Source organism: Fibrisoma montanum, assembly GCF_003583365.1.
GTDB lineage: Bacteria > Bacteroidota > Bacteroidia > Cytophagales > Spirosomataceae > Fibrisoma > Fibrisoma montanum.
Genome location: NZ_QXED01000014.1, coordinates 88,879 through 108,505, shown reverse-complemented (window position 1 = coordinate 108,505; position 19,627 = coordinate 88,879). Strand labels below are relative to the sequence as shown.

Annotated in this window: 16 protein-coding genes; 5 read left to right on the top strand and 11 right to left on the bottom strand. The window is 54.0% G+C overall.

All coding sequences use genetic code 11. From position 1 onward, the window contains the following. Window positions 1–6: 6 nt before the first annotated feature. From DYU11_RS30270 to DYU11_RS30255, 3 genes are all read right to left on the bottom strand, one after another. The gene (locus DYU11_RS30270) at window positions 7–1,668 is read right to left on the bottom strand and encodes a carboxylesterase/lipase family protein (RefSeq protein WP_119671489.1); all 1,662 of its coding nucleotides are present in this window, start codon (window positions 1,666–1,668) and stop codon (window positions 7–9) included. Between the two features lie 200 nt (window positions 1,669–1,868). Further along, window positions 1,869–2,372 carry a (R)-mandelonitrile lyase gene (locus DYU11_RS30260; RefSeq protein WP_119671488.1) on the bottom strand — a complete coding sequence of 168 codons (504 nt, stop codon included), beginning with the start codon at window positions 2,370–2,372 and terminating at the stop codon, window positions 1,869–1,871. Window positions 2,373–2,523: 151 nt separating this feature from the next. Further along, window positions 2,524–3,414, bottom strand: coding sequence for a helix-turn-helix domain-containing protein (locus tag DYU11_RS30255; RefSeq protein WP_119671512.1), 891 nt, complete (start codon window positions 3,412–3,414; stop codon window positions 2,524–2,526). Between the two features lie 203 nt (window positions 3,415–3,617). On the opposite strand from DYU11_RS30255, the gene DYU11_RS30250 reads away from it, so the two are divergent. After that, on the top strand, window positions 3,618–4,115 hold the full coding sequence (locus DYU11_RS30250; RefSeq protein ID WP_119671487.1) for a cyclophilin-like fold protein: 498 nt from the start codon (window positions 3,618–3,620) through the stop codon (window positions 4,113–4,115). Window positions 4,116–4,205: 90 nt separating this feature from the next. Here DYU11_RS30250 and DYU11_RS30245 read toward each other — a convergent pair whose 3' ends face one another. Next, entirely contained in the window at window positions 4,206–4,625 is a 420-nt protein-coding gene (locus DYU11_RS30245) for a hypothetical protein (RefSeq protein WP_119671486.1), read from the bottom strand. Window positions 4,626–4,854: 229 nt separating this feature from the next. Between DYU11_RS30245 and DYU11_RS30240 the strand changes: the two genes are divergently transcribed. Next, entirely contained in the window at window positions 4,855–6,159 is a 1,305-nt protein-coding gene (locus DYU11_RS30240; protein WP_119671485.1) for an aminotransferase class V-fold PLP-dependent enzyme, read from the top strand. Window positions 6,160–6,165: 6 nt separating this feature from the next. Here the strand turns inward: DYU11_RS30240 and DYU11_RS30235 are convergent, their stop codons facing one another. After that, complete coding sequence (locus DYU11_RS30235; RefSeq protein WP_119671484.1) at window positions 6,166–7,233, bottom strand: hypothetical protein; 1,068 nt, start codon at window positions 7,231–7,233, stop codon at window positions 6,166–6,168. A gap of 4 nt (window positions 7,234–7,237) precedes the next feature. Continuing rightward, window positions 7,238–7,873 carry an ABC transporter ATP-binding protein gene (locus tag DYU11_RS30230; protein ID WP_119671483.1) on the bottom strand — a complete coding sequence of 212 codons (636 nt, stop codon included), beginning with the start codon at window positions 7,871–7,873 and terminating at the stop codon, window positions 7,238–7,240. 275 nt (window positions 7,874–8,148) lie between these two features. Between DYU11_RS30230 and DYU11_RS30225 the strand changes: the two genes are divergently transcribed. Both DYU11_RS30225 and DYU11_RS30220 read left to right on the top strand, forming a co-directional pair. Further along, a complete protein-coding gene (locus DYU11_RS30225; protein ID WP_119671482.1) occupies window positions 8,149–8,997 on the top strand; it encodes a class I SAM-dependent methyltransferase in 849 nt (282 codons plus the stop codon). Between the two features lie 113 nt (window positions 8,998–9,110). Next, a complete protein-coding gene (locus DYU11_RS30220; protein ID WP_119671481.1) occupies window positions 9,111–9,392 on the top strand; it encodes a DUF4242 domain-containing protein in 282 nt (93 codons plus the stop codon). Between the two features lie 96 nt (window positions 9,393–9,488). Here the strand turns inward: DYU11_RS30220 and DYU11_RS30215 are convergent, their stop codons facing one another. The 5 genes from DYU11_RS30215 to DYU11_RS30195 form a co-directional block, all read right to left on the bottom strand. Then, window positions 9,489–12,611, bottom strand: a complete 3,123-nt coding sequence (locus DYU11_RS30215; RefSeq protein ID WP_119671480.1) for a CBM35 domain-containing protein — start codon at window positions 12,609–12,611, stop codon at window positions 9,489–9,491. 217 nt (window positions 12,612–12,828) lie between these two features. Next, entirely contained in the window at window positions 12,829–13,653 is an 825-nt protein-coding gene (locus DYU11_RS30210; protein ID WP_199736834.1) for an amidohydrolase family protein, read from the bottom strand. Then, window positions 13,635–14,600 (bottom strand): ABC transporter substrate-binding protein, encoded by a 966-nt coding sequence (locus DYU11_RS30205; protein WP_119671478.1) that lies wholly within the window; start codon window positions 14,598–14,600, stop codon window positions 13,635–13,637. Before DYU11_RS30205 ends, DYU11_RS30210 begins: the two co-directional genes overlap by 19 nt. Beyond that, entirely contained in the window at window positions 14,590–15,912 is a 1,323-nt protein-coding gene (locus DYU11_RS30200) for a GntT/GntP/DsdX family permease (protein ID WP_119671477.1), read from the bottom strand. Before DYU11_RS30200 ends, DYU11_RS30205 begins: the two co-directional genes overlap by 11 nt. Before the next feature lie 9 nt (window positions 15,913–15,921). Then, on the bottom strand, window positions 15,922–17,430 hold the full coding sequence (locus DYU11_RS30195; protein WP_199736832.1) for a glycoside hydrolase: 1,509 nt from the start codon (window positions 17,428–17,430) through the stop codon (window positions 15,922–15,924). Window positions 17,431–18,119: 689 nt separating this feature from the next. Here DYU11_RS30195 and DYU11_RS30190 point away from each other — a divergent pair. Next, window positions 18,120–19,613 carry a family 16 glycosylhydrolase gene (locus tag DYU11_RS30190; protein WP_119671476.1) on the top strand — a complete coding sequence of 498 codons (1,494 nt, stop codon included), beginning with the start codon at window positions 18,120–18,122 and terminating at the stop codon, window positions 19,611–19,613. Window positions 19,614–19,627 lie beyond the last annotated feature (14 nt).

Below are 19,627 nucleotides of genomic sequence, written 5' to 3'. Positions count from 1 at the left end.
GATCGGCTATACTTTTCCAAGCGACCGCCACAGAGCGAGTTCCTGACTAAATCGGTTGTCGATCACTTCGCACTGGGCATCAATCCGCATCGTGGGTCGGGTTTTGAGGGTATAAGCGGGCCAGGCAGGCACGTCTTTGGCCGCGGGCATACCGGTTCGGGCAAACGTAGTCCAGAGCTCGGCAAAGTGCCGGGAAGCAGTAAAGCGCTCGGGCCGGTTACCGCCGAAGAAACTTTCTTTCGGGGCGGAGCCGTCGCGGGGCGGCAGTTCATTGTTGAATTTAAACGAAATATCCATGGCGTGGGGCGTACCCATTGCATAGTCGGTGCCCGGAATCGTTTTCTCCGACTTATAGCCAAAGTTGTACAGATACGCCGGAGCGCCACCCTGTTTTGTCTTTTTCTCCGCAATATCTACCGACCCCAGGCCCATCATGGTGATGGAAGAGATCGCTACGAAAAGAGCCGGAGCTGAAGCGTTGGGGTTAGCTCTCCGATACGTATCGACGATTTTTCCAGCGTCGGCTCCATAGTCTGGTTCCAGCTTTTTTTGCAGACCCACAAAATCCAGTTTGGAAAATTCGGTATCCCTGCGCTCCCAGGCAAAAAAGGTGAATTCATCTTCATTCCAGCCTACCAGCAGCGGCTTGTTCCTGGACAAATCCGGGGCCGTCGGGTCGAACGGATGATGGGGCAGTACAACGCCGTCCACGACCGGCCCAAACCCGCCGTAGTTGCGACGCATCGTCCCCTGGTTTTTATTCTTCTCCTGAAAGGGAGGTACAAACGGCAGTTTGTTCTGCATCGCCAGTAAATCAGCCGCGGGTACGTCCAGAAGTTTTCGCCAGTCTTTCGGTGCGATAGCCAATTCCTTAAGCAACATGGCGGTCGTTTCTGCGGCTACGTCTTTCGGAATCATCCGGACGCCGGGTCCACTTTCAATCGAGGCTTTATTGAAATAAGGAGCGGCTTCGGGCATGGCGTATAAACAGGAGGTTTTGGCCCCCCCGCCCGATTCACCCCAGATCATGACGTTGGCCGGATCTCCGCCAAACTGAGCAATGTTGTTGTGGACCCATTTCAGACCGGCCGTTATGTCAAGCATACCCATATTGCCCGATCCGGCGTAGTCGCTGCCGGCAAGCTCGTCCAGATACAGAAAGCCCAGCAGCCCTAACCGGTGGTTGGTTTCCACAACCACTACGTCGAAGTTCCGCGCCAGATTAGACCCATCCTGACTCGCAGAAGCGCCTGATCCAATAACAAACCCACCGCCGTGGCTATAGAACATGACGGGCCGTTTGCGGTTGTCGGCAGCCGGGGTCCAGACGTTGAGAAAGAGACAATCTTCGGCCGGGGCCGGTTCATTGCGACGCGGGGCCTGGATGGCGGGTGGGCCGACCTGCAGGGTGTCCCGAACACCGGTCCAGGGTTCGAGCGGAGCGGGTCGTCGAAAGCGCCGGTCGCCCGAAACGCGGCCGCCGTAGGGTATCCCTTTAAACACACTTACCCCGTCAGTTCGCCCACCTCTGACCCGGCCATAGGTGGTGTCAGCTTCGACAAACTCATCCGTTTTGCCACCCCATGAGAATCCGTAGGTGGGAACAGAAACGGCTGTCGCAGTCAGCGACAATTGGGTCAAAAAATCACGTCTACCGAGTGGTGTCATCGTATCGCAGTTGGTTGATTCTCAAAAAATGGCGTTTTCAGTTAAAGTGAAAATTGGCCCATTTATACCAGAGATCAGCAAATCGTTACGTTGGGTGTATGCAAGCTTATTCGGCCCGAACGAATCATGGATATGCTTGACCTTTTTTCCACCCAGTTTCCAACGATTGACGTTCGTTTGGTCGAGCAGCCCAACCCGGTCTACCGGGCACCGGTATATTCGGCATCGGTGACGGCCCGGAGCCACCTGACAATACCTTTTTCGGTTTTGGGAATAATATGGATGTGTGTCATGGGGCTGTCGGCTGAAGCACCGTGCCAATGGGGAGTATTGGGCGGGCACTTGACTACGTCCCCCTTTCGGACGACCTGCCGGGGCTTTCCCTCCAGTTGATGATAACCAATTCCGTCCGTAACCAGCAGAACCTGACCGCTCGGGTGGGAGTGCCAAAAGCTGCGCGCCCCCGGCTCGAAGGTGACGCTACCACTGACCAGTTGATAGATGGAGTCGTTTTCTACCAGACTCTGCACCCATACCGTACCGGTAAAAGTCTGGGCGGAGCCCTTTTCCCCTTTGGGAAAAATAGCGCTACCGGTCACGGGTTTCGTGCCGGTTGTGGTCGGTTGCGCTTTACCGACCTGGAGACAAAGGCTCAACAGGCCCAGCGTAATTATAAATCCTATTCGTCCGTTTGAGACTGTCATATAGTTCTCGGTTTCGTTTCGATTAAATAGCTCAATTCGGTCATTTGGTCAGACCCAGTTGTAGATCAGCGGCAGCAGGGCAACCCGGCAAAACTATTCGGGCCTGCCGGCCGAATTGCCAGGGACAATAAGCGGTTGAGTCACCGGGGCACTAATTCACCCCGCTTCGGTACGCAAGGGGAGTAGCCCCAACTTGCTGTTTGAAGAAGCGCGTAAAATGCTGAGGGTATTTGAAGCCCAGCTCATACGCGATTTCACTGATGGATTTGCTGGTATCAAAAAGTCGTTCTTTGGCCAAATCAATCAAATGCAGGTGGATGTATTCCAGCGCCGACTTGCCCGTTTCTTTTTTGATCAAATCGCCGAAGTAATTGGGCGACAGGTGTAATTCACTGGCAAAATAAGCCACTGTTGGAACGCCATCGGCTTTGAGCGTATCACTCAGTAAATACTCGTTTAGTTTCTGCTCAAACTGTTCAATGAGGCCAGAATTGACATGACTACGGGTAATAAACTGGCGGTCGTAAAAACGGGAACAATATTTCAGCAACAGTTCCAGGTTGGCTACGATCAACGCCTTACTGTGACGGTCTATATTCTGGCTTACTTCGGTGGCTATGTTGCTGAAACAAGTCATCACCACCTCTCTTTCTTTCTCAGAAAGATGGAGGGCTTCGTTCGACTGATAGCTGAAATACGAATAGTCGTGAATCTGCTTGCCTAAGCTGGTGCCTTTTATGAGGTCGGGGTGGAAGATGAGGGCCTTCCCGTAGGGTTGGTGCAGTTCACCTTCGGGTTCATTGCCTACGATCTGACCAGGCCCGAAAAAGACCAGCGTTCCTTCCGAATAATCATAATACTGGTTCCCATACCGCAAGTCGCCACAACGGGTTTCTTTCACGACAACGGCATAAAAACCCAATGTAAACTTCGACCGCATCAAGGGCTTGGACTGATCCAGATTGACCAAGCTAATCAGCGGGTGCTGGGTTTTGTTGTTGAAGGTTTCCGAGTATTTTTTTATCGTGTCGTAGACGATCATCGCTTCTGGTTCGGCGCGGGTGGCAGCTGCGGCTGACCGTCCCATCCGATTTTTAATCAAATCTACCACGCAAACCGGTGTTCTATGGCGGGGTCAGTAAAAGTGGTAGGCAAAACCGTAAAATCTATAAAACGTACCGGGCAACCAGCCGGTACTTTTGCATCGTATTCAAGTATTCGTGAGGCACATACAAGTCAACAACTATGAAACGGACTCTCTTTCTGCTTCTTCCCTTCCTGCTGGTTTTCCTGGGTAGTATGGCTTGTAAAACGGACAATCCGGTTCCAGAGAATCAATCGAGTATGTCGACACCAACAGACCCCGCTACGAATCCAGTGACCAATACTTCCTCAAACCGGCTACGCATCCGGGTTGGCTCCAGCACCTTTACCGCGACGCTGCAGAGTAATCCGACCGTAACCGCCTTTAAAGCGCAGTTGCCGCTCACGCTGTCGATGAAAGAGTTGAATGGAAACGAAAAATTTGTCGATCTGCCCAATAGCCTACCCTCAAACGCGACCAATCCCGGCACGATACAGACGGGAGATCTGATGCTGTACGGTTCCAATACGCTGGTACTTTTCTATGAAACTTTCCGGACTTCCTACAGCTATACGAAGCTTAGCCGGGTCGACAACCCAACGGGGCTGGCGGCTGCTCTGGGCAGGTCAAACGTAACGGTCACGTTCGAGATAGAGTAGTTGATCTACCGGCCCAACGTACGAACAGAAAGCAGGATGGCTTATAAATGGAAACAGGACCGGCAAACAACCGGTCCTGTTTTATAACCTTCAACGACACGTAACAGGAAGGTTGCCTACGGTTTGGGCCAGAGAATCGAGCCCTGTTATCCCATCGTTTGCCGCAACTGCTTTTTCCAAGATGGTTTTGTCAATCTTAAACCAAGAACACGCGATACCACTCTGTGGATCAACCTCTAACGCCAGGCGCTGGTTACCTCGGTTATACCACATAGCTTCCTCACCTCTACTACCGGGCGCAGAGTTGAAAGTGTACAAGATTTTGTAGTTCTTATCGTCGGGAAGCCTATTGAAGCGTTCCAGTATCTCCCGCATCGCATTATTTTGGGCTTCAACCTTAGAGTTATACTTACCCAATCGCTTGTTGTACCCCCCATTGAGCGCCGGGATTTCACAGGCAGTTACCAGCAGCAACATCAATACGGGCAGTTTGACGCGGTTCGTTTTCATATCGTTTGAGTTGTTAACAAGTATCCTACTTCCCAGGATACGATGCCAAAACTAATCAAGGAGTGCCTTACAAAAACATAGGGTAACAAAAACGTAACGGCACTGACTCGGGCACCGGTTTAAATGTCTATGGCTAATGCTTATTATTACCTAATAATCTTTTGCAAACCGCTTGCGATAATGCCATTTGCTGCTTTCTTTTGTCTATACACCTATTCTTTCCCAAGCCATGACTACCCGCAGAACGTTCTTCCGGCAGGCCGCCGGTGCCCTCACGCTGCCCGCTTTTCTGCCTGAACCCTACGCGCAATCGAAGCCGGTTGCCGATGCCGGGTTAAAAACGGCCGCTGAATGGGCGCAGGACGAAGACTTCTGGTCGTGGATCAAAACGGAATTTACGGTGTCGCCCAACCTCCTGAATCTGAACAACGGCGGGGTAAGTCCGCAGCCAAAAGCCGTGCAGGATGCGCACGTTCGGTTCTACCAGTACGCCAACGAAGCCCCGTCGTACTTCATGTGGCGGATTCTGGACCAGGGTCGCGAAGCACTACGGAGCAAACTGGCCGATCTGGCCGGCTGCTCAGCGGAGGAACTCGCCATCAACCGCAACGCCACCGAGGGCCTGAACACGGTCATTTTTGGACTGAACCTGAAACCGGGCGACGAGGTGGTGCTGACCAGGCAGGATTACCCCAACATGCTGAACGCCTGGAAACAGCGCGAAAAACGCGACGGTATCAAGCTGGTGTTCCTGGACCTGAACGTACCGGTCGAGAATGACGAGTACTACGTCAGCCAGTTCGTGCAGGCCTTCACGCCCCGGACTAAGGTGGTGCACGTCACTCACCTGATCAACTGGGTCGGTCAACTGCTGCCGGTGCGCAAAATTGCCGACGAAGCCCACAAGCGGGGCATTGAGGTCATCGCCGACGGGGCTCACTCCTTCGCTCATATTGACTTCAGGATTCCCGACCTCGGCTGCGACTATTTCGCGACCAGCCTGCACAAATGGCTCTGCGCCCCGTTTGGTAGTGGTATGCTGTACATCCGTCAGAACAAAATCCGCAACGTATGGGCGCTGCTTTCGAACAACGAACCCGACGGCCCCGACATTCGCAAGTTTGAATCGCTCGGTACGCGTTCGTTTGCCTCCGAAATGGCCATCGGCACGGCCGTCGACTTTCACCTGAGCATCGGCGCGGCCCGCAAGTTTGCCCGCCTGCATTACCTCAAAAATTACTGGGCCGAGCGCGTCCGCGACCTACCGGGCGTTCGCATTCACACGTCGCTGAAACCGGAGTACGCCGGTGCCCTGGCCCTGTTTTCGATTGATGGCATGAAACCCGCCGAGATTGAAAGCCAGCTACTCAACCAGTTCAAAATTCACACCTCACCCATTGCGTGGGAAAACATCAATGGAGTCCGGGTAACTCCGCACATTTATACCACCCCCAAAGATCTGGACCGGCTCGTGGCGGCAATCACCACCATCGCCGGCAAACAGAACCTGGCCGGTAAGCAGAAGAAAAGTTGATCAGCGTTAACGCGGTGGCGATTTAAACCGGTACCCGCCCACCACCGCCCCCAGCCACCCGATGGCCAGCCACGCGCCCACCGGCAGGCCAAACATGATGGTCAGCGTTGCTACCACCACGCCGATCAGGATGCCCGTCAGCCAGCGGTCCGGCGACCGGTCGGATGCATACGACAGCGCATGCAGGAAGAGCAGCCAGCCCCAGCCCGTCAGCCAGAGCCAGACGACGTAGTCAAGCCCAACGGCGACCGGGCAGTTACGCAGTACAATCAGCAGTTCAGGAAACCAGATGAGCCCGTAGGTCAGCGCGTAACGCCCCAGCCGCTGGTACCAGGCCAGTGGCAGATTTGGCAGAATGAGCAGGTACCGGTGTTCGAACGCGCTCACCTGACTACCCACCTGGGCGTGGGTCGCCACCGACAGCACCAGGCCAATCAGCAGCAGCCGCTGGTCGTACTCGTCGGTGGGGTACAGCCGGCAAACGCCCGCCAGCAACAGGCCCGAAAACGCTTTGGTGAGCAGCATCGACACGGGTTCGTGGCGAAGCCAGTACGTCGGAAAAAACAGGACGTAGGGCAACCGGAAGCCCAACCGGGGCACCGCCGGCCCTTCGGGATTCGGGTGCCGGAGCCGGTAGTCGTTCGCCCAGGCGCCACCCATTAGCAGCAACCCCTGCACACCAACGATGGCCCCGATGGCCTCGTGCGCCCCGTAGCGTAAACCCCGGGCTACCATCCAGCCGCCGTAGCCTAGGATCGGCACCAGCAGCGCCGTCTGAACCAGCAGCCACAGGCTCCAGCGTCGCGGGCTCGGCAAAAGACAGAACGTTTGCAGAAACAGATGTTCCGGCGCACGGAGCTGTCGGCGCACATAGGCCGTGGTTTTAAGGGTATAGAGCAGCCACAAGCCAGCCGCCAGGGCCAGCAGAAACGGCGAGCCCAACGTAGCCGCAATCAGCGCTTCGTGTTCGATGGGCCGCATAAATCCGAACGCAATCAGCACAATCACCAGAAAGAAGCCGGCGTTTTGTGCGTAGAACGTACTGATCAGCGTTCGGTATAGGATTACTAGCATAGACTCATTCAACGGCGCTGACCCGCCCCCCTCCTACCTCCCAGACGCCCGTCAGCGGGAGATCCGACAGCGTTACGTCCTGGTGCGAGGTAAGCAGGAACGTTACGTCCTGTTCAGTCCGGTACCGGCGAATCAGATCGAACAGCCGCCCGGCCGTTGCCCGATCGAGGGTTGTCAGCGGCTCATCGAGCAAAATAAGCCGCGGTCGACCCAGAAACGCCAGCAGCAAGGCCAGTTTTTTCAGCATCCCACTCGAAAACGTACTGCTGGGAGCCGTCCAGAACTGATCGACTCCCAGCACCTCGGCCAGGCTGTCGATCTGCCCGTCCGGTGCTCGCTTGGTTTTCCCGACAAAATACGTCAGGTCGCGGGGCGACAGAAACCCCGGATACTGGGGTTCGGCTTCGGCGTAGTTGACCCGCAGCCGGTAGGCCACCGGATCGCGGCTGATTTCGTAGTGATTGTCGAGCAGAATCTGACCCGAAAACGGCAGCAGTCCGGCACAGGTCCGAAACAGCGTAGTTTTCCCGGAACCGTTCCCTCCCCGAACGTAATGAATTCCGGGCTGAACCGTCAGGGCGGGGATAGTCAGGACGGTGCGCCCTGAATACGACTTCGTTACGTTGGTAAAGGTGAGCAAGGCGCAGCGATTGATTTAGGCAAAAATACAGCTAACCGCTTTTGTCATCTATCCCGTTTATCACGCCGGCAGGCCGCTGCTCCTTATGGTTTCCTTTCGCTAAGTGCGCCCTACCGATTAATCAAGGATTTTACGGACAATTCCGGCTACCTGATACTTTTATCAGCATCCGGCTCACTCGTGCTGCCTGCTGGCCGGTCTGACCCGCCGATAGGTGGATGACAACCCAACCGAGCAACGAATTCAAACGCATCATACCCTAAACCCTTACGTCGATGGACCTACAATTGGAGCAAATTCGCGACCAGCAGAAAGCCTCCTGGAACAACTTCTCACCTGGCTGGAAGAAATGGGATGATCTGACCATGGATTTCCTGAAGCCCATGGGCGACGAGATCATCAGACTCCTGAAAATCCGGGACGATGACCGGGTGCTGGACGTAGCCGCCGGCACGGGCGAACCGGGCCTGACCATTGCGTCGATGCTGACCAGCGGCCGGGTCATCAGCACCGATCTGGCCGAGGGGATGCTGGCCGTAGCGCAGGAAAACGCGGCCCGACGCAACCTGACTAATTTTGATACGCAGGTGTGCGATGTCTGCGAGCTGCCCTTCGAGGACAATACGTTCGACGCCGTCAGTTGCCGGTTCGGTTTTATGTTCTTTCCGGACATGCGGCTGGCTGCGCAGGAGATGGTACGCGTCTTGAAACCCGGTGGCCGCCTGGCAACGTCGGTCTGGAACGGACCCGATAAGAATTTCTGGGTCACGGCCACCATGAGTGTCATCAACAAACACATGCAGCTCCCTTCCCCCCCGGCGGGCGCACCCGGCATGTTCCGTTGTGCGCAACCAGGGCTTATCGCCGACCTGTTCGCCGAAGCCGGTTTGACCAACCTAGTCGAAACGGAAGTCAACAGCAAACTGAACGTGGGTAGCTTCGAGGTGTACTGGCGTTTCATGAACGACGTCGTAGCCCCGGTGGTTGGTGCGCTCAGCAAAGCCGATGACGCCCAGAAAGCGCAGATTCAGGCCGATGTGTTTGACTTGATTCAGCAGAAATACCCGGATGGCAACGTACGGATCGATGCCAGCGCCCGGGTAATTTACGGGGAGAAAGCATAACAGCCAGCAAGCCTACAACGTACTGAAAGTCAATCATGGAGACCAGCTACCATGTAAAAAACGGGGCGTTCCGAAAAGCCAGATGAGTAGGGTTACTTTTAACCGCTTCTAACATGCCCAAGTATGTAATTGAACGTGAAATTCCGGGGGCCGGAAATCTGTCAACCGAACAACTACAGGCCATTTCTCAAACTTCATGTGGTGTACTGCGTACCATGGGGCCTGAAATTCAGTGGTTACACAGCTATGTAACAGGCGACAAAATTTACTGCGTATACATTGCTCCCAACGAAAAGATGATCCGCGAACACGCTGAACAGGGTGGCTTCCCGGCGAATTCGGTCGCTGAGGTAGCAACGATCATCGACCCGACTACGGCCGACGTAGCCGCTTAAGGCAGTATTCGTTCGCTCATCCGACCCACCGCCCATCGGTGGGTCGGATTTTTCAGATTCGCTATATGAACTTAAAGGCTTCCAGCACACCTACATCTATTTCTCAACGACAAGCTTCTTAACCCAATGCTCGCCCGCTTGCGTCTGCAACGTCACAAAATACAAACCCGTCGGCAGGGAGGGCAACTGAACAGTAAATTGGTTGAGACCTGCCTTTACAACTTTCTCTATGTTGCCAACGCGCACCAAGGCACTTGACGAAATCAGTACGCGTACTGGTTGCTCGTTCTGCGAGTAGTAACGGATCGTTACGTGGTCCCGCACCGGGTTGGGAAATAAGGAAAAAATGTCACCTTCGCTTACCGTAGCAAGTCCTTTTCTACCACCGGATACAGGCGTAACCTTCACATAGTCGATGTCCGGTCCTGTGGCCTGGATAGCCGTCAGGCGGATGGTGTTATCGCCCCCGTTCAGGGACGCCGTTTCGGTTACGGTCTGCCAATTGCCCCAGGTCCCGGTACCGTTAAAGTCAACGGAGGACTTCACCATCGTGCCGTTAACCTGTAAGCTCAAAGGCCGATTGACGCCAGAGCCGTTGGTATACCGGATCTCAAGGGTGTACATACCAGTTGAAGGAACGGTTATGGTCCACTGATTAAAAGCCCCGATGAAGCTGGGATAATCGAGGTAGCCGGTACCCGAGTAGGCCGTCCACGATTGGGCAATGACAGGCCCTGAAAATACCCCGTCTTCGGCTTCGTAGATTGACTTCAACGGCGCAGGATTGGTCGTTACGCTGAGCGATTGGCTGGCTTCCGACGTATTGCCGGCCTCATCACGCGCACGCACCGAGAACAAATAGTTCGTGTTCCCCGCCAGGCCGCCAACCTGGTAGCTAGTGGTAGTCGACGTGCCCACGAACGTAGTACCCTGGTAAATATCATACGCAATCACGCCAATGTTATCGGTAGCTGCCGACCAGATCAGATCAACTGTTTTGTCTGTTTTCCCGGGCGACGTCAGATTCAGGGGGATGCTCGGTGCCTGTGAATCCTCTACGCCGGAGTTAACAGCTTCTCCGTACCACACGCCCGTACCGTTGGTGCCAATGTACACGCGGCCGTACACCTGACGGTCGGCCTTCATCACCTGCGGGCTGTCGCCAATCCGGTTGCGCTCATTATTAATGCGAATCCAGGTGCTTCCCTGGTCGATGGACCGGTAGATCCACCGCTCGGTGTCTCCGGTCAAGCGGCCGTACAGATAGATAGTTGGGTACGGAGAACCCGGCGCTGGCTTGCCCAACGACATGAGTCGGGCCTCGGCTACAGCGGGTATACGGGTACTGCTCGTGCCGTTCCACCAGTAAAGGCCGCTATTGCCTAAGGCTCCCCACACATGACCCGCTACGCCCGGCGTGGCTTCTACGTTAATAAGGCTCGTGCCACCCACCGGCCAGGTTGTCAGTGGCGCAAAGCTGCCACCGGCATTGGTGCTTCGTAGCACTTGCCCACTACTTCGGACGTAGATGTAGAACGTATTAGGCGTTACGCGATCTGCAGCGACGGGATACACATAACTATTGAATAGGGAGTTCGTAATGCCCATATCCGTTGAACCAGGTGTGCCGGTTGAAGCAGCCCAGGTTTTACCACCGTCCGTAGAGTAGCGTACACCTCCCCCTTTAGACACGGCGACTACAGCCGGCACCCCCGGTGCTGCTGAGGTAGTACCTACTGCAACGCGGGCGTATCCCCAGGCTGGATTGTAACCGTCCGATAGCGTGAACGTCTCCCCGTTGTCAGTAGAATAAGCAAACGCTCCGGTGTTGGGTGCATGTTTGTCCTCACTGCTCAGCCCTACGAACGAAGGGTTGTTTTCGCTGTGGTCAATGCCGGTGATGTCATTGAGGTTTCCGCCCGCTCCGGGGGTTATGGTCCGGATGTTCTGCGTGGGAAACGCTTTCAGGTTAGAATGACGAAACCCGCTGATGTCAGCAAAGCCCGAGTACAGCACAACCCCTGCTCCGTTGTTCGGCGGAGCAGCCATGCTCAGGTTGACCACTTCCTCGTGTCCCTGGCCATATTGGTTGGTCCAGTCGACAGTAGGTGCCAGGACGTTATCCGTGCGCCAGACGCTGTACCAGTCGGTGAAATAAACGCGGTTCGGATAGGCCGGATTTGGGTCGAAAACAAATTGAGAAATCGCCGAGCCGGGGTACGAAGCCGGATGCCAGGGAAAGACCTGGTCAATGGTGCCTTTCTGGGTCAGTGTCCACGTATCCCCGGCGTTGGTAGAGACATAAACCGTGCTGAGCCCGATGCCGTTTTTGGGCGACGTAACCAACACATCGTTTTCGTGGGGACTAACGGCAAAGCCACGGAATTCAGTCTGTCCACCCGGTGAAATGGTTATCCACTGCGACGCTTTTTTGGGGTTTTCCAGGCGGAGGATACCCTGCGTTTCGGTGGTCACGTACAGTTTATTGCCACTCTTCGACAGGTCTAAATCCTGAATGGTAAAGCCTTCACTGCCGGGAATCTGGCTGAAGGTTTTACCGTCGTCCGTGCTTCGGTACACCCCCTTATCCCGGATGCCGACGTATACAAGCGAAGAATTAGGTTTGGGGTCAAATACAATGTTCCGAACGCTGGAACCGGTTGGAATGGAGGCTACGAGCGACCATTGGCCCGTGGTTTCGTCGTACACGTACAAGCCGTCTTTTACGGTTCCAACCCATAATTGATTCGGCGCGTGCGGGTTAACTTCAATTGGATTACCGAAACGATGGTCGGTATTGCCATTATTTACGTCAAAGGCATTGGGGACGGGTAGGTTCAGGTTTACCCACGTAGCGCCCTGGTTCGTTGACTTAAAGACGCCGTGTGGCGTTGATCCCAGGTACTTACCGGCTCCGGCATACACCAGGTTCTGATCAGTGGGGTGCAGCGCAATGCCTACAATACCGTATAGATTGTCCTGTTCGGAGGTGACCCAGTTAAAGAGTTGAACTAGCCTTTGACCCGCCGGGTCCCAGCGATACATACCGCCAACGTCGGTTCGTACGTAAATCAGATCACTATTCTTGGGATGAATCTTTATGCCGATGGTGTAGCCACCACCACCTACCGCTACATTACCCCAGCGGTACGATTGCCCCTGTCCTTTGCTGACCAGCAGCAGAAAGAGAACGAGGTAATAGATTGTACAGTTTTTCATAATCTAAAAGTTTAGGGTGTTGGCTGGCAAGCAGGAAAACGACCGTTTTCCGCTAAGCAGTAAGCAAGGGTGATTTATGAGCTAGTTATACATGAACGTTAGGCGACCGAAGAAGGAATTATTCAGTATGTACTTCCATCGCCGGTTGCGGCATCGGCGGGGACAACAAGCCAGTGAATCGGTGGTTCACCGGCTTGCGTTTATGGCAAGAGACTGGTTACGCGATAACGGTTTGCACGTCGGCGCTTACGGTCGTCGGCAAGGGGGTCAATCCGAACAGGCGGGCGATATTTTCGCCCATAATCAGCGCTTTTTCGTCCTCAGTCACCTCCCCATCGAGCAAAGCGTTGTATTTGGCCACTTCAACGTGCATGAGTTCGAACGGCGTATCGCTGCCATAGCATACCCGGTTAGCCCCCAGGGTTTTTACAGCTTTCAACAAGGGCTGGCACCGAATTACACTGCCAATGATGGTTACGTTCGGACACTCCTGCGTAAGTTCAATGCAGGCATTGCCGAAGTCGTGGAAGTGAGCGCCCCCCATGTGCACATTGAAAATCTGCATAGCGGGAAACAAACGGGCGATCTTAGCCAGTCGGAATGGGTGCGTATGCTCAGGCGAATCTCCGCCGATGTGGAAAGCCATCATTTTGCCCGTCGTGGCCATGTATTCGATCACGGGCATGGCCAGCTTTGGGTCGTCAATGAAGAAGTCGTTTTGCGCACCATTCATCTTGACGCCGTAGAAGCCATATTCCTCAATGCACCGCCTGGTCTCATCTAATGCGTACTGTACACCACAGTTGGGGTCGGCCCACCCAAAGCCCAGGATCCGGTCGGGGTGATCCTTGGTGGCCTGGTACACGTAGCGGTTCGAGTCTTCAGTTAACCGCCAGTAGGGAGGCTGAATCCAGGTAATAGCTTTGTCGACGCCCGCCCGGTCCATACGCCGGAGAAGTTCATCGATTGTAATGCTGTTGCCGCCCGTCGGGAGGGGCGAGATGTGGGTGTCTCCGTCAATGATCATAATAATTTTCGACAAGATTGTAACTGTTTGGTATCCGGTTTGAACTGTATGCGCTCGGCCAGAGTCGGGTTAAACCAGCAAACCGACTGAAGATTGCGCGTCAGCGGAAAGCTGGCCGGTTTAGCACCCTGTAGAATTTTTAAGGCGGTACGAGCGGCCCATTCGCCCTGTTCGCGGGCCACCTTCGTTTGTCCGTACACCGCATAAGGCATCATAAAGTCGTCGCAGGTAATTACCGGCCGACGAATCGTCTGGGCGACGAACGCCCTGACTTCCTCGTTCTGCCAGCCCCGGATGCTGCCGTTCGTTGACAGGTAGATCAGATCGGCCGTCTGGTTAACGTCTCGGAAGGCCTGCTTCCAGGCGTTGAAATCATCAACGAGTGCATACTCGGGACTAAACCCAAGAGCACGGTACAGGGTGTCCAGCACCTGTGTATTCTTTTGCTCGGCGGGACTGTTTTCGGACAAAATCACCAGCTTCCGGGCCTGCGGATAGCAGCGTTTCATGGTCTCCAGTGTTTCGCGAATCGGTACCACTTCTAGCATACCCGTTACGTTGGCGACGGGTAATCCATAAGCCTTGGCCGACCAGTTTACTCCACAGAAAACAACCGGTATACTGCTGTTTTTCAGATACGGCACGACGACTTCGCGGACAGCATCATCGTCTGACGCAATCACAAGGTCAGGTTTTAGATAGTCAATCTGTTGCTTGATCGCCTGGGCTTTCGCCGTTGCTAGGTCAGGGTGCCGCTTGGTATCCATGAAGCATACGTTCAGTGCTACATTATCCGACGCAGCCAGCGTCTGACGGATACCAGCCATCACTGAATCGCTGGAGCCGTAGCCGGCATGGTACGAATTAATGTACAGCACCTGGTACACCTCCTTCGGTTTCAACAGCTTAGCGGGTTTCAACGACATCATCAGAATGCCAAGAAGAAAGGCTTTATACCACATAGCTCAATCCGATGCTTCCCAATAATCCGACTACCGCTACAATCGTCTCCATAACCGTCCAGGAGAAAAACGTTTGCCGGAGGTTCAGGTTGAAATACTCCTTGAACATCCAGAACCCAATGTCGTTGACGTGCGAGAACATGAGGCTACCGGCTCCCGACGCGAGCACAAGCAATTCCGGCTTCACCGACGGTGCTGCTCCTAAAACCGGCAGCACAATCCCTGCCGAGGTGATGGCCGCTACCGTAGCCGAGCCTAACGCCAACCGCAGCAGAGCCGCTACCGACCAGGCCAGCAGCAACGGGGACAGCGAAAGGCCAGCGCTTACCTGTTTGATGGTTTCTCCGACGCCACTGTCCAGAAGTACCTGCTTGAACGCTCCGCCCCCGGCAATGATCAAGAGCACCATAGCCACGCTGCTAACGCCCGTGCCGGCCAGATCCATCATCTCGGCCATCGTGCGGCCCCGGCGGGTACCCAGAAGCCAGCAGCTCAACAACACCGCCAGCCCGAGGGCAATGGTCGGGTCGCCCAGAAAATGAGCGGCTTGCGTCAAGGGTGAGTCTTTGGTCAGCAGTAAGTCCAGTATAGCCGATACGATCATCAGAAAAACCGGTAGCAGCGTACAAAGCAGACTCACGCCAATTGGTGGTAATTCGGCGTCCGGTTTTGGTTGGTAGGTAAAAAACCGGGATGGAATTTCGGCCGTTGAGTGCTTAAACAAGCGCGAGAACCATAAGCCCGACAAGCCGATGGCTGGTATGGCCAACACAATGCCGTACACCAATGTCAGGTTCACGTCAGCGTGGTATAGCGCGGCTACGGACGTTGGGGCCGGATGGGGTGGTAACAGGCCGTGCGCCACCGACAAGGAGGCCGACATGGGAATACCGACGTACAGCAAAGGCAGTCGGGTAGCCGATGCCAGCGTGTAGACCAGCGGAATCAGCACCAGAAAGCCGGCATTGTAGATCATCGGCAAGCCGACAACAAACCCCGTAAGCAGTAGTGCCCCCTGCAATCGTTTCTGGCCAAAAAGGCCAATCAACCCAAACGTAATGCGCTGGGCGGCCCCACTGTCTTCAACGATCTTACCCAACATGGCACCGAAGGCCAGGATCAGGGCAATGCTACTCAACGTACTGCCTACGCCACTCTGCACCGACTTCAACGCATCCACGGGTGCCATGCCCTCAGCTACGCCTACCATCAAGGAGGTGATAATGAGCGCCAGAAAAGCGTTAAGCCGAAGAAATACCATCAGGAACAGCAACCCGACTATCCCCCCGGTAACAATGAGAAGTGCTGCCATACCTGTCCGTCAGTTGGCAAAGAAAGTGGTCACTGACCCCGCCGGCGCTTCGTATACCAGATTACCTTCCGCGTTAACTGATACGTTTCCGATGGCTTTGTATGTCTCCTCGGCAATGTTTTGATAGCGGTCGGCTTTTTCGGTCGTACGGAAACCCGTAAACGTTTTTGCTCCGGTGCCTTTTAGGGCAATGACAATCCGCCGGTTAAACGCCGACATGTTGGTGACCACGAACGCATCTTTATTCGCAGTCCCATTGCCGGCAAAGGCGATGATGGGCATCTCTGAATCCATTGACGACGTGCGGGCCACGGCCATGCCCGGCTGACCGGCGCGGGTTAACTGCTTGTAGAAGTAATAACCCCGCCGGATTTCGTACGTACCGTCTTCGCGCACAGTAAACGCCGAGCCCGGATTCGGGTCGCCACCTACCCACTGAACCGGCCGCTGAATACCCGCCCAGGGAATGATTCCGTTGACTTTGGCGGTATAGATGTTGCCGTGAAACTCCTTCACGTTTTTCGTATCCATGCCGCTCCAGCTGGTGGACGTTACCCAGGCATGCAGTTCCGGTCGTTTCTCGCGTAACAGATCAGTACCGAAACTAGTGTGCTCGCCAAACCAGCGACCGTAACTGCCGACATAGAAGCCATGCGACGTAATCAGTCCCAAATTTTGGAGTGCCTGCGGGTCATCGGCAATGGCGTTTGCGTAGCCCCAGTGGCTCCAGCGGTACCAGTTCGTATTTTCGCCGGGCGTAACGCCGACGTCTTTCAGGCCGGCTTTGTCGAGGTCCGTTCGTACGCGTTTGATGAACTCGGCCACCAAAGCAGGCGACCAGAACATATTATAATCATGGCCGTGGCCTATGTTACCCGTCTCGTCTACCGGGTCCCACCGGAACCAGTCTTCGCCTTCGTTGTGCAGGGAGATGTAACGGACCGGCAGCTTTTCTTTCTCTTTCAAGTACGTTGCCCAATCCACCAGATATTGCGACAAGGCACTTTTCATGGCCGGGTCAAGGTCGCGGCCACGCATGGTTTTCTGCTTGGTGACGAATGGGGGCGGGCCGTACAGCGTCGTGATGATTTGCAGATCTGCCCCGCGCTGTCGGGTAATTTTTAGCCCCTCGCGGGCAAACTGCCGAATCCATTGGGTGGAGCTTTCGTGGTCAAACGCGCCGTTGGCCGCCTGCTGGTGGTGAGGATCGTAGAACATCTTCAGCAGCCCTACTTTCAGCCCATCCTCACCAAACACCAGTTGTAGAATACGCTGCCGATCAGCCTCTTTTAGCAAACTAAAACCCCCGTATTCCTGCTTATCCCTGCCGTAGTTTATAGTTTGAGCGGTTTCGACATAGTTGAATCCAAACCCATCCCAGGGTCTTATTTTTTTCGAAAAGTCAACCTCGGCCTGAACCGCCGTGAAGTTGTCGGCCTGAGCCGTTACTGCGGTACGAGCCGATAACAGCGTGACGACGGTAATGAGGAGGTTAATACAGGTAGTCCTTTGGTACATATGAATTGTATTATTAAAAGAGCTTTGGGCTTTGAAACGATTCTGCAAATTCAAACTTGACCCGTTTCGAAGGAGAAGTTACAGAAAGAGGCAACACTTTTTAGTACAGCTATTCCTAAAAAAATTGGGTTAACTGGTCAGCATAGGTTCTTTAACGTTAAAGTGAACCACAAAAAAATCCTTAATTGGTTTGTATCCGGCGCAGCGAAGGCGACTAAACACCTGTAAGGGATCTGTGCTTGTCTAGTTAGTAAGCGATGGCTGCAAATTGACTTTTTTTAAGGTTGTATGGAATTGCGCAGGCCTTGGTCGGTAGTGTGAGGCTTTTTGGTTTTATCAACCGGGAATTAACAGGAAAGCGTTAGCAAAGTATTGACTTATTCTTAGAATTGACTTCTCAGATTTTGATGACGGTTAATAAGTAAGTTGTAACAAAAGAGTAGTTCAACGACTCACTTCTTTGTTATACCCTTTACAGCTTTAACGTTTTAGGTAACGTTAAAGTAAAATTTTTTGATAAATAGTTTATATTTTTCTTGATAATTGCTGTTGAGCTGTTATAACTTCCATTCATCTGCTACATCCATACCCCAACTTCGTCTTCTTGATTCCACCCTTGTCACTAGTCGTTGGATTGTATTATTTATGTATGTAATCTTTTTTCATTTCACCCTTAACTCTGATTTTTTATGTTAAAATCACTACGTATTTGGCAATGGCTTTCTCTCTTCCTGAGTATTCTGACACTACCTACGCTAAGCTGGGCGCAGCCACCCTCGGGAGCAACCTGGACGCTGAAGTTTGAAGACAACTTTAATGGTACGTCCCTCGATCAGACCAAATGGAGCCAGGGATTTGGCTGGGGGCCGGTCAGTGGGGCCTTTAATGAAACAACGCGGCCTGAAAATGTGGTGGTTTCAAACGGTACGTTAAAAATTGAAATGGAATGCGACAACGGCTATAAATCAGGAGCCATCAACTCGCGTAACAAATTCATCCAGAAGTACGGCTATTGGGAAGCCCGGATTAAGGTACCGGCCGCTGCAGCCGGACTGTTACCGGCTTTTTGGGCAAAGTTCAACAACGATCAGTGGCCCCCCGAACTGGATATCATGGAGATATTTGGCTCTAACCAGAGTGCTCAGTTTACCGTACACTGGGGAAGCAGCTCAGCTACGCACCAGCAAAGCGGACAAGCCTGGAATGGCGGTGATTTGTCGACGGCGTTTCACACCTTTGGTTGCGAATGGGATCCTAACTACATCAAATGGTACGTAGACGGACAGGTTCGGCGTACCTACGCCCGGCCCGATGCAGATGCATTTTTAAACCAGTGGAATGCCGTAAGCGATGGTATTTACATGATGCTGAACGTCCATGCTGCCAACCAACCCTGGACCGGCGGAACCTTAAGTTGTGTTAATCTGCCCCGGTACATGGAGGTAGACTGGGTAAGAGTGTATCAAAAATCAGCCAGTACGGGGGGAACCAGCACCACCTATGAAGCTGAAAACGCGACCAAAGCCGGTGGTGTGCAGACAGCTTCAGGTTGGACAGGGGCCTCCAACAGTGCGTATGTTGATTACCCTGGCAGCTTTGGATCGGGGGTGTACACCCAGTGGACGGTAAATGCGTCAACGGCCGGGACTCACACGCTGGAGTTCCGGTATACCAACGGCTCGGGGGCTAACCGGCCGCTGCAGTTACAGGTAAACGGCATAACCGTGAACTCCTCGCTCGCTTTCAATGGAACCACCAGCTGGGGTACGTGGGCAACCGTAACCGTCAGCAATGTAGCGCTCAACAGCGGCTCCAATACGGTTCGGCTGACAGCCCTTAATAACGTCGGGCCCGACATCGATTTTTTAAAGGTAACCAAACCAGCGGGAGCACGGCTTATAGCCGAGGAAGGTAGGCGTGATCCTTCGTTTTCGGTGGAGGTCTATCCTAACCCCATTACCGAGCGCGTACAGGTTTTGGTAAAGGGCACTCCCGGAGAAACGTATCACCTAAAGATGCTGGACATGGCTGGTCGGGCCGACTTCAGCCGGACCGTTCAGGTAGCAGAAAATGGCGAGCAGCTTGTTCCAATTACGATGAACAAAGCCCATACGGGTATGTATCTGTTACAGATCACCGATGGGCAGGGCCGCCAGCAGGTTCGCCGTATTCTGAAAGAATAGAGTATGCTAAGTGT

Coding starts and splice junctions, on each gene's coding strand:
- DYU11_RS30260 (WP_119671488.1), bottom strand. CDS start 2,372: ATGACAGTCTCAAACGGACGAATAGGATTTATAATTACGCTGGGCCTG.
- DYU11_RS30245 (WP_119671486.1), bottom strand. CDS start 4,625: ATGAAAACGAACCGCGTCAAACTGCCCGTATTGATGTTGCTGCTGGTA.
- DYU11_RS30200 (WP_119671477.1), bottom strand. CDS start 15,912: ATGGCAGCACTTCTCATTGTTACCGGGGGGATAGTCGGGTTGCTGTTC.
- DYU11_RS30205 (WP_119671478.1), bottom strand. CDS start 14,600: ATGTGGTATAAAGCCTTTCTTCTTGGCATTCTGATGATGTCGTTGAAA.
- DYU11_RS30190 (WP_119671476.1), top strand. CDS start 18,120: ATGTTAAAATCACTACGTATTTGGCAATGGCTTTCTCTCTTCCTGAGT.
- DYU11_RS30235 (WP_119671484.1), bottom strand. CDS start 7,233: ATGCTAGTAATCCTATACCGAACGCTGATCAGTACGTTCTACGCACAA.
- DYU11_RS30250 (WP_119671487.1), top strand. CDS start 3,618: ATGAAACGGACTCTCTTTCTGCTTCTTCCCTTCCTGCTGGTTTTCCTG.
- DYU11_RS30215 (WP_119671480.1), bottom strand. CDS start 12,611: ATGAAAAACTGTACAATCTATTACCTCGTTCTCTTTCTGCTGCTGGTC.
- DYU11_RS30225 (WP_119671482.1), top strand. CDS start 8,149: ATGGACCTACAATTGGAGCAAATTCGCGACCAGCAGAAAGCCTCCTGG.
- DYU11_RS30270 (WP_119671489.1), bottom strand. CDS start 1,668: ATGACACCACTCGGTAGACGTGATTTTTTGACCCAATTGTCGCTGACT.
- DYU11_RS30220 (WP_119671481.1), top strand. CDS start 9,111: ATGCCCAAGTATGTAATTGAACGTGAAATTCCGGGGGCCGGAAATCTG.
- DYU11_RS30240 (WP_119671485.1), top strand. CDS start 4,855: ATGACTACCCGCAGAACGTTCTTCCGGCAGGCCGCCGGTGCCCTCACG.
- DYU11_RS30195 (WP_199736832.1), bottom strand. CDS start 17,430: ATGTACCAAAGGACTACCTGTATTAACCTCCTCATTACCGTCGTCACG.
- DYU11_RS30255 (WP_119671512.1), bottom strand. CDS start 3,414: ATGATCGTCTACGACACGATAAAAAAATACTCGGAAACCTTCAACAAC.